Below are 15,252 nucleotides of genomic sequence, written 5' to 3'. Positions count from 1 at the left end.
TTTATTATTCGATGTTTTTTATGAAACTTATAATATCAACGTAGATATTTTCTGATAATTCTTGGATAGCATTATTCTTTGAATTTTTAATAGATCTCATTGTAGAAAATTTTTGATTTGAAAAATCAAATATAGAAGTTACATAAGTACGATTTTTATATAAGATTTCTCCTTCTGGGACTTTTATTAAGCTATAATTTGCTTCTAAGGTAATTCTTCCTGTATTTTTGAAATTATCATCAATAATTGAATTATCTATATTTGCTTTTACCACTATGTTGAGTTGATATCTTTGTTTTGTTAGAACATTAGATGTAAAGGAAATAAGATTATCCTGTATTTCTTGTTTATCAATATTACTAATAACTGATATTTTAATAGGATATATGTATTTTAAATTATCTTTACTTCCAACATAGTGTAGAGGATACATTTTACAGCTAGTAAAGAAGAAACAAATTAAAAAAACAAATATTAGAGATATATATTTAGACAACAATATTTATTATCCTCTTTGAAACAAGAATAATCTTTTTAGGTATTTTACCTTTTAATATATTCTTTACTATATCTAAATCCAGTGCAGTTTTTTTTATGAAATCATCTTCTGAATCAATCGGTACCGTGATATATCCCCTTTTTTTGCCATTTATTTGTATTGGAATGACAATATCCGTGTTAAGTTCTGCATTATAATCAATTTTTGGCCATTTTTTTTGAGCTACTAATCCTGTATTACCTAATAATTGCCAACATTCTTCTGCAAAATGTGGAATTATGGGAGATATTACAATGATTAATTTTTCTAAAATATCTCGAATAGTAGATCTTGTAATTTTGGAGCTTTCTTTTGAAGCAATTTTTATGAGCGGTTTGCTTAAGATATTTATTAGTTCATGAATATTAGCTATAACTTTGTTAAAAGAGAATTTTTTATAATTTTCTTCTATTTTTTTCAAAATTGTCTTAGATTTATTTGTAATAGACATATCTTTTTCTGTTAATGATATTTGTAATTCATCTTTAGCATCATAAATTAATCGCCACATCTTCTGTATAAACTGGTAAGTGGAATTTACTCCGTTACTAGACCATATAAGATCACGATCTGGAGGAGAATCTGATAAAACATACAATCTAGCGGTATCTGCACCGTAAGATTTTATTATTTGAATAGGATCTATTACATTTTTTTTTGATTTTGACATCTTTTCTAAAGAGCCTATTATTACTTCAGAATTATCAGAAATGCGAAATGCACAATTTTTATCGTTTATCTTTTTAAAAAATATTTCTTCTGGTTTAAGAAAATTTTTATTATTTATTCCCTTTAATTGGTAATATGTTTCATGAACAACCATACCTTGAGTAAATAGACGTTTGAATGGTTCTTCATTATTAATGTATCCTATTTTTTTCATAGCATGAGCGAAAAATCTAGCGTAGAGAAGGTGTAATATAGCATGCTCAACACCACCGATATACTGGTCTACAGGCAACCAATAATCAACTAATTCCTTATTAATAGGATTTTTTGCGTGTGGCATAATATATCTCATATAATACCATGAAGAATCTACAAAAGTATCCATAGTATCTGTTTCACGTACAGCTTCTGCTCCACATTTGGTACAACAAACTTTTTTCCAAGTAGGATGATTATCAAGTGGATTCCCAGATATGGTAAAATCTACTTCTTCTGGTAATTGCACAGGTAAATCTTTTTTGGGGACTTCAACAATACCACATTTTTTACAGTGAATAATTGGAATAGGACATCCCCAATAGCGTTGACGAGATATACCCCAATCACGCAAACGAAAGTACACTTTCCTCTTTCCTATAGGAAATCCTTTAAGATTTTTTTCTTCTAAATATAATATTATAGCCTGCAAAGCTTCTGTATTTTCCATTCCGTTAAGGAATGATGAGTTAATCATTATACCATTGTCATTAAAAGCCTTGCCATTAGCAATGTCGATGTCATGGCCTTCCATTATAGGAATAATAGGTAAATTATATTTGCGAGCAAAATCCAAATCTCTTTGATCAGCAAATGGACATCCAAAAATAGCACCAGTTCCATAGTTTATAAAAACAAAATTTGCTATATAAACAGGTATTTCTAAATTATTATCTAAAGGATGCTTGACAAGTATACCAGTATTAATCCCTTTTTTTTCATTTTTTTCTAATTCAGATAGAGAAGTTCCTTGTTGTTTTTCTTTGTCGCAAAATTCTTTGATATCCTTTTTCTTGCATGATAATCTTTTAGAAATTGGATGGTCTACAGCGATGGCTATAAAAGATGAACCGAAAATCGTATCAGGTCTTGTTGTATATATTGAAATTTCTTCAGCATGATCTATAGTATTTGGAATAATTTCCCATCTAATTTCTATTCCTTCGGATCGTCCTATCCAATTTGTTTGCATGATTTTAACTTTTTCTGGCCATTCAGAAAGATTTTCAATAGAATCAAGTAATTCTTGTGAGAAATCGGATATTTTAAAAAACCATTGAGATAAATTAAGTTGTTCAATTAATGCATCAGAACGCCATCCACGACCATTTATGACCTGTTCATTAGCAAGAACAGTTTGATCTACAGGATCCCAATTTACTTTTGCAGTTTTGCGAACAACTAAATTATGTTTCATGAAATCTAAAAATAATAATTGCTGACAATGATAATAATCAACATCACAAGTAGCAAATTCTTTGCTCCAATCTATAGATAATCCTATAGATTGGAGTTGTTCTTTCATAACTTTAATATTATCATAAGTCCATTTTTTGGGATGAATATTGTGTTCTCGTGCAGCATTTTCTGCTGGCATTCCAAAAGCATCCCAACCCATAGGATGAAAAACAGAATAATCATGTGCCATCATAAAACGAGATACAACGTCACCTATTACATAATTACGTAAATGTCCCATGTGGATATTACCTGATGGGTAAGGAAACATTTCAAGTACAAAATATTTTTTTTGTTTTTTTTTGTTGTCAGCTTTAAAAATACCTGCTTCATGCCAGGCATTGTGCCATTTATAATCGGTCTCTTGAGGAGAATACTTCCTTTTTTCCATCTTAATGCCTGCAAAGAAAAAAATACTACTATCTAGCTAGTAAAAGCGAGGATTAATTTAAAAATCAACTAAATTATATACCCTAGTGGATTATATTGCATTATGTCAATTGAAATATTATAGTATAGTTATGTCTTTAGAAAGTAAATTACAGATTTTTAAACAAAGAATTGAACATAATGAATTCATTTCAAGACGTCCAAAAGGAAGTGTTTCTTTGATTGCTGTTTCAAAAATGGTTGATATTCAAAAGATTAGATCTGCTTTGTCTTTTGGACAATTAATTTTTGCAGAAAACAAGTTACAAGAAGCAAAAAAAAAATGGATTCCTTTGCGAAAAGAATGGAAAGTACAATTGAGATTTATTGGTTCTGTGCAATCTAATAAATTATCTGATATTGTCTCATTGTTTGATGTCATTGAAACAGTTGATAGAGAGAAGATAGCAAATTTATTGTCTATTGAAATGGTAAAACAAAACCGTTTTTTACCTGTTTATATTCAAGTTAATACTGGGCATGAGATACAAAAGTCTGGTATAATGCCTAGTGAAACAAAAGATTTCGTGGTTTTATGTCGACAAAAATATCGTCTTAATGTCGAAGGATTGATGTGTATTCCTCCTGCTAAGGTTAACCCTGAGCCTCATTTTCGTTTGTTATCTAAAATTGCTAGAGAATGTGAGATAAATAATTTATCCATGGGAATGACAAAAGACTACGCTTTAGCCATTGCATTGGGTGCAACTAGCGTTCGCATAGGTTCTGGTATCTTCGGAAAACGTCCATCTTAAAATAGTTTAAATACAGAATAATATTTATATGAGAAAACAATTTTTTAGATTAAAATTAATTTATTAGTATCAAGAAATTAAATATTTTGTATTCTACTAGGAAGAAGATTTAGATATATCGCTGATTATTTTATCATTTTTTCCCTCTATATTTTTTAAACTCTTTTTTATCTCTGAATCTAGATCAATTTGAGAACAAAGACCTAGTGTTACAGGGTCAATAGGCACTAGATTTGCTGTATTCCAATGCGTTCTATTACGGATTTGTTCTATAGTTGCACGAGTAGTACTAACCAAATGAGAAATTTGCGAATCTTTAAGTTTAGGATAATTTCTAATCAACCACAGTATTGCATTAGGTCGATCTTGACGTTTCGATACAGGAGTATATCGTTTCTTTTTTTTAGTAGTTTCAATTGTGTAAGATTGTGGTGGTTTAGATATTTTTAATTTGTAATTTTTATCCTTTTCTCCTTTACTTATTTCTTCGGGAGACAATTGTCCAGAAGAGATTAGGTTTAAACCTTTTATCCCTTGTAAAGACTCTCCATCAGCAATAGCTAATACTTCTAAAAGATGCAAACCACAAAATTCCGCTATTTGATCGAAAGAAAGAGATGTGTTTTCTATAAGCCATACAGCGCTAGCTTTGGGCATTAAAGGTCTTTGACACATATTGTATATCCTTAATCACGCAAGTAATGCTTGTTTTTTTTACAAAATCAAATCCAATTTTCATATATCATAACAGGGAAAAAATAAAAATGGCAATATCATTTTATATTTCTCTTTTCAAATGATGTAGAAATAATAAGATATATTTTTCAGTATTTAAATAAAGGTTGATTATGACATCATCATTATTCAGGTTATATTTAACTGATTTTATACAAAAGATGAACTAATTTTTAACTTTAATATATGACTAATATATAGACTAGCGTTTTAAACAAAACGTGTAATAGTTTTCTATAGCTAATATATTTTTACAATTTGAAATATGGTTTTATCGTAAATGTCTGAAAATCTATCTTTTATTATAGAAGATAAAAATAAGAAGTTTTTGTTGTCAGATTGGTGCAAAAAGAAAATAAAAATCTTTGCTGGGCTGATATTACTTTGTTTATTATTTTCCATCATTTTATCTTTAGCTACTTGGGATGTATATGATCCTAGCTTTTCATATATTACTCTTCGTTTACCTAAAAATTTTTTAGGATATGGTGGTTCTATTTTTTCTGACATTGTGATGCAGTGCTTTGGTATTGCTATCGTATTTTGTTTGCCTCCTCCTACGGTATGGGCTTTTTCGTTATTATTTGATAAAAAGATTTATCTTTTTTCGCAAAGGTTTACTGCATGGTTAATAAACTTTTTGGTTTCGGCAACTTTTTTTTCCTCGTTGCCTATATCTAATTCATGGCCTATTCAAAATGGTTTTGGTGGTATAATTGGTGATATAATCATAAGGCTACCTGCTCTTTTTTTCGAAGGGTACCCGAGGGAATTAGGATTTCTTTTGTTTCAACTTGTATTATTTTTGGCTATGATATTGCTTTTATTTTTTTCTTCTGGGACTATACTGAATAGTAAACCCAATGATCGTCATAATAATTCAGATTATTCAATTAATTTTGATCAACAAAATGAAAATCAAACAGATGTTATTAATCCAAGCATTTTAAAACATACTTGGAATAGGTTAAATTATTGGATTAGTGTTTTTTTTAGATTTGGTTTTTTATCTTTTTTGATTAAAAAATATTCAAGGAATTCTAGTATATCTATGAGTGATAATTTTGAAAAAATTGAACCTACTTTGGATTTGGGTTTTTCTAAAGTTATGGATTCTGAATCAAAAATAAGGATTCAAGAAGATCAGAAGTTAGATACTGATGTAGTTAGAAATATTCCTGAATTAAATATGACGAATTATGGTTCTGGGAACTTTGATCTTCCTTCTACAAAAATTCTTTTTACATCTCAGTCATGTAAAAATAAAACGAATTTTTCTACAGAGCTTATGCAAGATAATGCATGTATATTAAAAAGTGTGTTAAGTGATTTTGGTATTCAGGGAGAGATTGTTAATATTCGTCCTGGTCCTGTTGTTACACTCTATGAATTAGAACCTGCTCCAGGAATAAAATCATCTCGTATTATTGGTCTTTCTGATGATATTGCCAGATCTATGAGTGCTATCTCAGCACGTGTTGCAGTTATACCAGGACGTAATGCTATAGGAATAGAATTGCCAAATGATACGCGTGAAACTGTTATACTAAGTGATTTGATTGTTTCGAATGTTTTTGAAACAAATAAATGTGATTTGGCGATAAACCTTGGAAAAAGCATAGAAGGGAAACCTGTCGTAGCTGATCTTGCTAAAATGCCACATCTTTTAATAGCTGGAACTACTGGATCAGGAAAATCTGTAGCTATAAATACTATGATTTTATCTTTGCTTTATCGTATGACTCCGGATCAGTGTCGTTTAATTATGATTGATCCCAAGATGTTAGAACTTTCTGTTTATGATGGAATACCTAACCTTCTTACTCCAGTTGTTACTGATCCTAAAAAAGCTGTCACTACGCTTAAATGGTTGGTTTGTGAAATGGAAGAAAGATATCAAAAAATGTCTAAAATAGGCGTTCGAAATATTGATGGATTTAATCTTAAGATTGCACGATATCGTAATGCAGGGAAAGACTTTAATCGTACAGTGCAGACTGGTTTTGATCGAAAAACAGGTGAAGCTATTTATGAAACAGAATATTTTGATTTGCAGCATATGCCATATATTGTAGTTGTCATAGATGAAATGGCTGATCTAATGATGGTGGCTAGGAAAGATATAGAATGTGCTGTACAACGTTTAGCACAGATGGCTCGCGCATCAGGTATTCATGTCATTATGGCAACACAAAGACCTTCGGTAGATGTTATTACTGGTACAATTAAGGCTAACTTCCCTACTAGAATTTCTTTTCAAGTATCTTCAAAAATTGATAGTCGTACTATTTTAGGAGAACAAGGAGCAGAACAGCTTTTAGGTCAAGGAGATATGCTTTATATGACAGGAGGAGGGCGTGTTCAAAGGATACATGGGCCTTTTGTCTCGGATATTGAAGTTGAAAGGGTCGTTTCGCATCTGAAAAAACAGGGAGAAGCTAATTATATTGATATAAAAGAGACAATGGTATTGAAGCAGGGAATAGGAATGTCGGAAAATTCTTCTTGCACTGATGATTTATATAAACAAGCTGTAGATATTGTCTTGCGGGATAATAAGGCTTCTATATCTTACATACAGCGTCGATTGGGAATTGGATATAATCGTGCTGCGTCTATTATAGAAAGCATGGAAGAAAAAGGCGTTATAGGTCCTGCTAGTAGTACTGGTAAACGAGAAATTTTATTATCATATATGGAGGAATGTTAGAAAAAAATATTTTTGTTTAATGTTTTTAAAATACCATTTAAAAACATATTTGTGATTTGTTTTTTTATAAAAAAATCTATTTCAGAGCATTATTTTTATATAAACGTATTGTTCTTTTGTACGAATTTTTTCGTTATATGTTTAGCAAAAAATATTAATATGTAAAATAAATATTCGATAATTATGATATATTCTATTGATAAAAATTTAATATAAATCATTGTAATAATAGGGTATTTATTTATAAATATTTCTAGTAGATTTTAATGATATTTTCCTTATACAATAGTTATTGTTTAAAATATTAGAAATATATAATAGAATTTATATTCATGCGGTCTTTATCATCTTTTATCTGAATGACTTTTAGAATTGTATAAAACAATTAGATACAGTTAAGTTGATTACTAGAGATAGATAACAGTTCTATTACTATTTGTTTTTAATGAGAAAATTATATCTTGTTTTTAAATGAAATAGCAGCAGCTCTTGCTATTTGATCAACTTTATTATTTTCTTGATTCCTTGCATGACCTTTTATCCAATACAAATTAACTTTATGTTTTTTGGACGCGTCTATAAACTTCATCCATAGATCTACATTTTTCACAGGTTTTTTTTCAGCAGTTTTCCAATCATTTTTTTCCCATTTGCATATCCATTGTGAAAATCCTTTGTGGACATAAGAACTATCTGTATACAAAGTAACTTTACATGGATATTTAAGGGCAGTAAGTGCTTTAATTACAGCTGTTAATTCCATTCTATTATTTGTTGTTTCTTTTTCTCCTCCTGAAATGATTTTTTCTTTCTCTTGATATTGTAATAATACTCCCCATCCTCCAGGCCCTGGATTCCCGGAGCAAGCACCGTCAGTATATGCTATAATTTCTTTTAAGTTTTTAAAATCCATATTGTGATACACATGATGTTTTTTTGTGAAATCTTATTTTACGAATATATTCCATAGGATCTTTTGTAATTGCAATAGAATTAAATGGTATGTTTTGGCTATCATATAGACGAGTCAAAAAGAAACGTAATGCTGATCCACGTAATAGAATAGGAAGTGATTGCAGTTCATTTTCTGAAATACTATTTACTTTATTGTATCCATTTACAATAGAAAATCCTTTAGATTTGTTATAAGTATCATTTTCATTAAAGCACCAAGCATTGATACAAATAGAGAGATCATACATAAAAAAGTCATAGCAAGAAAAGTAGAAATCAATTAATCCTATAATTTTATTGTTATAAAATAGTACGTTATCTGGAAATAGATCCGCATGAATAATACCAGTGGGCAAATTTTTAGGCCATGATTCCTCTAGAAAACATAATTCATTATCTATTTCCTTTTTTAAATTTTCATTTATCTTATCACTGCATATTAGCCATAAATTTTTTAGATCAGGTAGTGATAAATTATTTTTTCTATAAAGATGGAAACCTTTTGTTTTTTGATGCATGGAAGCAAGAATACTGCCGACTTCTTCACAATGCGTTACAGATGTATTACTTAATGATCTGCCTTTAATAAAAGAGAAGATAGCAGCTGGTTTATTAGAGATAAATCCATAAATTTCTCCATCATTTCTAGAGATAGGTAGAGGGCAAGGTAATTTATTGCAATAAATATAGCGTAATAATTCAATAAAAAAAGGTATATCTTTTTTATTGATACGTTTTTCATAAATAGTAAGAATGAATGTTCCATTAGAAGTTTTAAGGACAAAATTAGAATTATCTATACCATTAATAATAGGCTCAATTGAAACTAGTTGTCCTATTTTGTATTCTTGTATGAAAAAATCGATTTCTTTTTGAGAAGGATGGGTATAGACAGCCAATATTTAAACTCATTGTATATAGGAAATGCTAAAAAACATTTTATTTAAAAGACAAGATAATTAAGCGTTAATCATACTATTAAAAAAAGCAAGGAATAATTCCATATTATTATATCTCTTGTAAAGATTTTTATATAAGGATTTTTAATTAATGCAGTTCTTATTTATATACTAATTTATATAAATATATTGAAAATTTCTTCATATAATACTTTTTTAATGAGATAATCCAACTATCTCATGAACATATTTCATCGTTTCTTTAGCACGAAAACGAGCGAGATTTGCTCCTTCAATTAAAATATTATCAAGATAATTTCTATCTTCTAATAGATGGTAAATTTTTTTAGATATAGGTGTAATTTCCTCTATTATAGCATCAGTTAATGCCAGTTTAAATTTAGAAAAATACTGTCCTGCAAATTGTTTTAGTACTTCTTCTTTTTTCATATTTCGTATTGTTGCGAAAATTTCTACAAGATTTTTTGCTTCAAGTCTATTTTCAAGTTCATAAAATTCATAAGGTAATACATCGCCATCTGTTTTAGCTTTTTTGATCTTTTTTGTAATTATATCTGCATTATCTAGTAAGTTAATACGTGAATAATCAGAAGAATCTGATTTAGACATCTTTTTAGATGCATCTTTTAAAGATTTGATACGAGATGCTGATTTGTCTATTATAGCTTCAATTATAGGGAAAAATCCTTTGCTAAATTGTTCTTCTTTAGCATATTTTTGAGAAATCTCGTCTATTTTATGTTTAAATTCGGCGTTAAACCTTTGTGCTATAAGGCGAGTTAATTCAAGATGTTGTCTTTGATCTTCTCCTACAGGAACATGAGTAGCTCGATATAATAGTATATCTGCTGCCATCAAAACAGGATAAGCATATAATCCAAGTGAAGTTGTTTTGCCATTCCCTCTACTTTTTTCTTTGAATTGAATCATATTATTCATCCAGCCCATTCTTGCAATACAACTAAAAATCCAAGCTAATTCACTATGTTCAGAAACAGCAGACTGTTTGAATATAATGTTGCGTGGAGGATCAATCCCTGCTGCCAGTAATGAAGCTGCAACCAAACGTGATTGATATTGCAAGTTTTCTTGAACTACTTTATTGGTAATCGCGTGTAGGTCTGCAATGAAATATATTCCAGTACAATCGAAAATCTGTTGTCTGCTAACAACTTTTTTGGTCATACCTAAGTAATTTCCAAGATGTAATCCTCCAGTTGGTTGAATTCCTGATACAAAAAGATTTTCAGACTTTCCCATAGTATATCCAAAAATAGGGTTATTTTTAATTGTCAATTGAATATCACATTAATATTCTTTGTTCTACTTATTTTTTACAATCTTTATTAATAAATATAAAAAATCTTTTCCAATAAGTAGAAAAATTGAACATAAATAGAATAATAATGAACCCGATAGTAGCATAGAAAGATTTATAAATTGATCAAAAAAAGTTTGTTTTGCAGCTAATTTATTATATAAGTGTGGTTTGGATAATGTGATAAAAATCCCCATTAATCCAGATGATATTAAAATTGATAAAATTCTATAGATGGTTTTAGGATAAAAATTTATTTGCTTACGCTTCCATAGAGTCATCGCTAGATAAATTGTATTTACCCATCCTGAGAATACTTCTGCACAAGCAATACCATATCCTCCTATAAATGGAAATGATGTTATAGATATTATAAAATTTATAAAAACCGATATTAAAGAGATCTTCATAGGACTTTTCATATCATTTTGAGCGTAAAATGATGTTTGAAGATTTTTAGCAATTATAAAACCTGGAATTCCTATGCTATAAATAGATAAAAATGAGGATACAAGAAGTGTATTTTGAGAAGAAAATGCCCCTCGTTCATATAGTATTGTGATGATTTCTTTTGAGAAGATGAATAAGATAACAGCAGAAGGTATAGTCAAAAAAGATACAAATTCAATAGCCTGATTTTGAAGTTCACAACTCTTTTTTTTGTTTTCCAATTTCATAGATCGAGATAATTCTGGCAATATTGCAAGCATCATAGCTCCTCCAATAACTCCTACTGGCATTAGATATACTCGTTCTGCATATTGTAGTGCAGATACCATTCCTATATTACTAGAAGCTATAGCTCGGCCTACCATATTGTTTATTTGAATAACACCTCCTGTTACAATAAGAGGAAGTGTCAGCTTTAAAAATTTTTTAACATTGTGTGTTAGGCGAGGATATTGAACTGATGGATTAATTCCATGTTTTTTTGCATAAAAATAAGCAATAAATAACTGAACTATGGTGGTCAAGAATATTCCCCAAGATAAAAAATATGCAGTTCTTTGTGGGGTAAGATTATACCATAATGCGTAAGTTAGCACAAAAATTGGACCTATATTGAGAACTATTGGATTTATAGATCCAATAAAATAGCACCTTAATGCAAAGAATATGCCCGTTATTAATGATGCTAGTGACATGAAAATTATGCTTGGAAACATCAATCTAGATAATTGTACCGTTAATAAATACATATCTGATTGATAGGCGAATCCAGGTGCTAATAAGAATCTGATAAGAAATGGTATAATTAGTTCTACGATAACAGTTAGTAATAATAGGCTAATAATTAGAACACTGAAAATTTCAGAAGAAAGTTGCTGTGCGCTTTTAGATCCGTTTTTTTCTTTTTCTTGAGTGAATAGTGGGATAAAAGAATTGTGAAATACACCTTCAGCAGCTAGCCTGCGAAAAATGAAAGGGAGATAAAATGCTATGTAAAAAACATCCGATACTTTTCCTATGCCAAGGGTTGCTGCTATGAGAGTTTCACGTATAAAGCCAAGAAAGCGGCTTCCTAATGTTAAAGTACATACCGTAAAAAAATTCTTCATAATCTGCATTTTATATCATAATCCCATATTTTAATCTCTCGTACATATATTCCTTTTGGATGAATGAACCAATAGTCTCTAAATAATGTAAACAATTAACTTTCATCCTAGACCGCAGTATAGTATATACTACTGAACTATGTAATAGTGAAATTTATTTTAGTTTTTAGTTTGGTTATAAAACTATATTGTCATTTAAATAAATTTCACTGTAGATACTGTTTTGCGGTAAATTGTTCATTATTATTGTTCAATGAAGAGGATTTTATGAAAAATAGTAATTCATCTGTTTCACACGTAGACTTAGTCATGTTGGAAAAGCTAGCAAAAGTTTCGTTGCAAGTTGGTGTTAATATTCAACCAAGACAGCATCTTATAGTTATGTCTCCGATTTGCGCTTTGCCTTTAGTAAGATTAATCACTAAACATGCTTATATCTTAGGAGCTGGATTAGTTAGTGTATTTTATAAGGATAGCGAAACTGCTCTCATGCGCTATAAATATGGATCTGATTATTCTTTTGATAGTGTTGCAGATTGGTTCTGTGAAGGGCTTTCTAAGGCGTATTCTGCTAATACTGCTTTATTGAGCATTTCTGGTGACGATCCTCTATTGCTATTGAATGAAGATCCAGAAAAAGTAAGTCGTGTAAATAAATCGTATTTAAAGGCCTATAAGCCATCTTTGGAGAAAATTTCCAATTTTGATATCAATTGGAGCATTATTCCTTATCCAAGTTGTGAATGGGCAAAGGTTGTGTATCCTAGCGATCCTACTCCAATAGCTTTAGCAAAACTTGCAAATACCATTTTCTCCGTGTCTCGTGCTAATTGTATTGATCCTGTAGTTGCTTGGACGAAGCACAATAATTTTCTTCATAAAAAATCTCAATGGTTAAACGAAAATGATTTTGCGGAAATTCGTTTTTCAGGACCTAACACATCTTTAAAGGTTGGTCTGGCAGATGGACATCATTGGTCGGGTGGATCTTCTCTTGCGCAAAATAGTGTTGTTTGCAATCCTAATATTCCCACAGAAGAAGTATTTACTACTCCTCATGCGAAAAAAGTAGATGGATATGCAACAAGTACTAAGCCGCTCGTATATCAAGGGACGTTAATTGAAAATATTAGGGTTCGCTTCGATAAAGGTCGTGTAGTTGAAGCATCTGCTTCAAAAGGGGAGGGGATGCTTAATAAAATTTTGGATATTGATGAAGGGGCTCGTAGACTAGGAGAAGTAGCTTTGGTTCCGCATTCTTCTCTGTTATCTAAAACTAATACTTTGTTCTATGATACTTTGTTTGATGAGAATGCCGCTTCTCATATAGCTTTTGGGCAATGTTATTCTAAATGCTTGAAAAAGCCTGTAAATGAATCAGATAATTGGATAGAGGAGCAGGGTGGAAATTCAAGCATGGCTCATGTTGACTGGATGATTGGTTCTGGCGAAGTGAATGTTGATGGTTGTACAAAAAATGGTGTTATCGTTCCTATTATGAGAGGGGGAGAGTGGGCTTTCTAAAATAATTTGCCTTGGTTTTCGGATAGGTTCTTCTTTCTTTTACGTATGTTTTTTTTAGTAGATTTACCCTTCGTAATAGGATGATTTTTATTTATTACGATGGCATTTGCTTCTCCATCAAAAAAATCAATTAGTATAACTATTTCATCAGATAGATTATTCGCCTTAGTTATAAAGTTATTATTGGTATCTCGTATGGTTGTATATCCTCGTTTTAGTGTGTTCTCATAAGAGAGAGATTGCAATATTTGGATTGTTGTTGAAATAGATGTACGACAATTTTTTATTTTATGTGATAGCATTAATTCAATACGGTTTATTATCTTTTTTATATGTATATTAATATGTGATATGTGACTTTTTGTTCGTTCTAGTAGCATGCGAAGAATGACAATTTTTTCTTTTTTTTTCATGAATATATAACGCATGTTTTGTTCAATTATTTTTTCAATATATTGTTGTTTTTCTATAATGTTTTGACGGTTTTTTTGAATGATTTGCGGGAAATCTGATTTTATACTATTTTTTATATTGTAAAAATTACGGCATTTGCGAAAAATTATAATTTCAAGATTATGTTCCAATCCACGGGATAGTCTGTCAAGTCTATAACGTGGACAAGAAAAAATTTGATCGTAGCTTGGAATAGTCCTAATTATATAATTCAAGGTGTTGGTTTTGTTTTTTATTAATCTAATACTTGTGTTATCAAGTCTTAATCCAAGATTCTTTAGAGATGATAGCAAATGCTCTTTTACAGGAACAGCAATTTCTGCAGCTCCTGTTGGAGTTGCTGCTCTTAAATCTGCTGCATGATCAGCTAGTGTCCAATCTGTTTCGTGTCCAATGGCTGATATTATGGGGATAGAACTACTTGCGATAGTTCTAACAATCATTTCGTCGTTAAAATACCATAGATCTTCTATGCTGCCACCACCACGAGCAATAATTATAATATCTGGTTTAGGACAATCGTTCTCTTCTTTTATATCATTTAATTGAATAATTGCATTAGTGATCTCTTTAGGGCATTCCTCTCCTTGTACTTTGACTGGAAAGATAATTACTCTCAAAGGAAATCTGCATGAGATTGTTTTTAAAATATCACGAATTACCGCTCCTGTAGGAGATGTTATAACTGCAATTGTTTTTGGTATAAAGGGAATAGGTTTTTTGTTTTTATCTAAGAAAAGCCCTTCTTCTGATAGTTTTTTTTTTCTTTTCTCTAAAGTGTTCATCATTTCACCTGACCCATATGGTGTCAAGTATTCTATGATTATTTGATATTTAGAAGATCCTGGAAATGTTGTTACTCTTCCTAGAATAAGAAATTCAATTCCTTCTTCTGGCAAATATTCAATTTTATTGAGAGTTCCTTTCCAGATAACAGCATCAATTCGTGATTTATTATCTTTTAATGAGAAGTATACATGTCCTGACGAATGAATTCCTCGATATCCAGATACTTCTCCTCGGACTGATATATAGGAAAACTTAGATTCAATTTCATCTTTTAGATGGTAAGATAGCTCTGATACGGAGTATTCTTGGAGATTTAAAGAATTTATTTTTGAAAAAGTATCCATACATTAGTTATTTTAATATCTTTATATTTTTAAAGTATCTGTTCTTTCTAATATAGGTATT

General features: G+C 30.2%; 11 protein-coding genes. 3 read left to right on the top strand and 8 right to left on the bottom strand.

Annotated elements, in window-relative coordinates; all coding sequences use genetic code 11:
* Window positions 1-4: 4 nt before the first annotated feature.
* Complete coding sequence (locus GY664_RS02435) at window positions 5-496, bottom strand: hypothetical protein (protein ID WP_333947873.1); 492 nt, start codon at window positions 494-496, stop codon at window positions 5-7.
* Window positions 489-3,092, bottom strand: a complete 2,604-nt coding sequence (gene leuS / locus GY664_RS02430) for a leucine--tRNA ligase (protein WP_333947872.1) — start codon at window positions 3,090-3,092, stop codon at window positions 489-491. Before leuS ends, GY664_RS02435 begins: the two co-directional genes overlap by 8 nt.
* Before the next feature lie 130 nt (window positions 3,093-3,222).
* Here leuS and GY664_RS02425 point away from each other — a divergent pair, with 130 nt between their 5' ends.
* The gene (locus GY664_RS02425; RefSeq protein WP_333947871.1) at window positions 3,223-3,885 is read left to right on the top strand and encodes a YggS family pyridoxal phosphate-dependent enzyme; all 663 of its coding nucleotides are present in this window, start codon (window positions 3,223-3,225) and stop codon (window positions 3,883-3,885) included.
* Window positions 3,886-3,981: 96 nt separating this feature from the next.
* Here the strand turns inward: GY664_RS02425 and GY664_RS02420 are convergent, their stop codons facing one another.
* The gene (locus GY664_RS02420) at window positions 3,982-4,560 is read right to left on the bottom strand and encodes a cell cycle transcriptional regulator TrcR (protein WP_333947870.1); all 579 of its coding nucleotides are present in this window, start codon (window positions 4,558-4,560) and stop codon (window positions 3,982-3,984) included.
* 340 nt (window positions 4,561-4,900) lie between these two features.
* On the opposite strand from GY664_RS02420, the gene GY664_RS02415 reads away from it, so the two are divergent.
* Window positions 4,901-7,330 carry an FtsK/SpoIIIE family DNA translocase gene (locus GY664_RS02415; RefSeq protein ID WP_333947869.1) on the top strand — a complete coding sequence of 810 codons (2,430 nt, stop codon included), beginning with the start codon at window positions 4,901-4,903 and terminating at the stop codon, window positions 7,328-7,330.
* Between the two features lie 454 nt (window positions 7,331-7,784).
* On the opposite strand, the gene rnhA is transcribed toward GY664_RS02415, so the two are convergent.
* The 4 genes from rnhA to murJ form a co-directional block, all read right to left on the bottom strand.
* The gene (gene rnhA / locus GY664_RS02410) at window positions 7,785-8,243 is read right to left on the bottom strand and encodes a ribonuclease HI (protein ID WP_333947868.1); all 459 of its coding nucleotides are present in this window, start codon (window positions 8,241-8,243) and stop codon (window positions 7,785-7,787) included.
* The gene (locus tag GY664_RS02405) at window positions 8,233-9,183 is read right to left on the bottom strand and encodes a homoserine kinase (RefSeq protein WP_333947867.1); all 951 of its coding nucleotides are present in this window, start codon (window positions 9,181-9,183) and stop codon (window positions 8,233-8,235) included. Before GY664_RS02405 ends, rnhA begins: the two co-directional genes overlap by 11 nt.
* Before the next feature lie 216 nt (window positions 9,184-9,399).
* A complete protein-coding gene (trpS, locus tag GY664_RS02400) occupies window positions 9,400-10,464 on the bottom strand; it encodes a tryptophan--tRNA ligase (protein WP_333947866.1) in 1,065 nt (354 codons plus the stop codon).
* A 63-nt stretch (window positions 10,465-10,527) separates the two neighbouring features.
* Complete coding sequence (gene murJ / locus GY664_RS02395; RefSeq protein ID WP_333947865.1) at window positions 10,528-12,090, bottom strand: murein biosynthesis integral membrane protein MurJ; 1,563 nt, start codon at window positions 12,088-12,090, stop codon at window positions 10,528-10,530.
* A 258-nt stretch (window positions 12,091-12,348) separates the two neighbouring features.
* Between murJ and GY664_RS02390 the strand changes: the two genes are divergently transcribed.
* Window positions 12,349-13,605, top strand: coding sequence for an aminopeptidase (locus tag GY664_RS02390; protein ID WP_333947864.1), 1,257 nt, complete (start codon window positions 12,349-12,351; stop codon window positions 13,603-13,605).
* Here GY664_RS02390 and xseA read toward each other — a convergent pair.
* Complete coding sequence (gene xseA, locus GY664_RS02385) at window positions 13,602-15,191, bottom strand: exodeoxyribonuclease VII large subunit (RefSeq protein WP_333947863.1); 1,590 nt, start codon at window positions 15,189-15,191, stop codon at window positions 13,602-13,604. The genes GY664_RS02390 and xseA overlap by 4 nt on opposite strands.
* Window positions 15,192-15,252 lie beyond the last annotated feature (61 nt).

The organism is Candidatus Liberibacter brunswickensis (assembly GCF_036858155.1).
Classification (GTDB): Bacteria; Pseudomonadota; Alphaproteobacteria; order Rhizobiales; family Rhizobiaceae; genus Liberibacter; species Liberibacter brunswickensis.
The sequence above is the reverse complement of the archived record's forward strand: the minus strand, read 5'-3'. Positions and strand labels throughout refer to the sequence as shown.

Excerpts from the sequence above, each read along its gene's own strand:
- GY664_RS02390 (WP_333947864.1), top strand. The coding sequence starts at position 12,349 with ATGAAAAATAGTAATTCATCTGTTTCACACGTAGACTTAGTCATGTTG.
- trpS (WP_333947866.1), bottom strand. The coding sequence starts at position 10,464 with ATGGGAAAGTCTGAAAATCTTTTTGTATCAGGAATTCAACCAACTGGA.
- GY664_RS02415 (WP_333947869.1), top strand. The coding sequence starts at position 4,901 with ATGTCTGAAAATCTATCTTTTATTATAGAAGATAAAAATAAGAAGTTT.
- GY664_RS02425 (WP_333947871.1), top strand. The coding sequence starts at position 3,223 with ATGTCTTTAGAAAGTAAATTACAGATTTTTAAACAAAGAATTGAACAT.
- rnhA (WP_333947868.1), bottom strand. The coding sequence starts at position 8,243 with ATGGATTTTAAAAACTTAAAAGAAATTATAGCATATACTGACGGTGCT.
- GY664_RS02420 (WP_333947870.1), bottom strand. The coding sequence starts at position 4,560 with ATGTGTCAAAGACCTTTAATGCCCAAAGCTAGCGCTGTATGGCTTATA.
- leuS (WP_333947872.1), bottom strand. The coding sequence starts at position 3,092 with ATGGAAAAAAGGAAGTATTCTCCTCAAGAGACCGATTATAAATGGCAC.
- xseA (WP_333947863.1), bottom strand. The coding sequence starts at position 15,191 with ATGGATACTTTTTCAAAAATAAATTCTTTAAATCTCCAAGAATACTCC.
- murJ (WP_333947865.1), bottom strand. The coding sequence starts at position 12,090 with ATGCAGATTATGAAGAATTTTTTTACGGTATGTACTTTAACATTAGGA.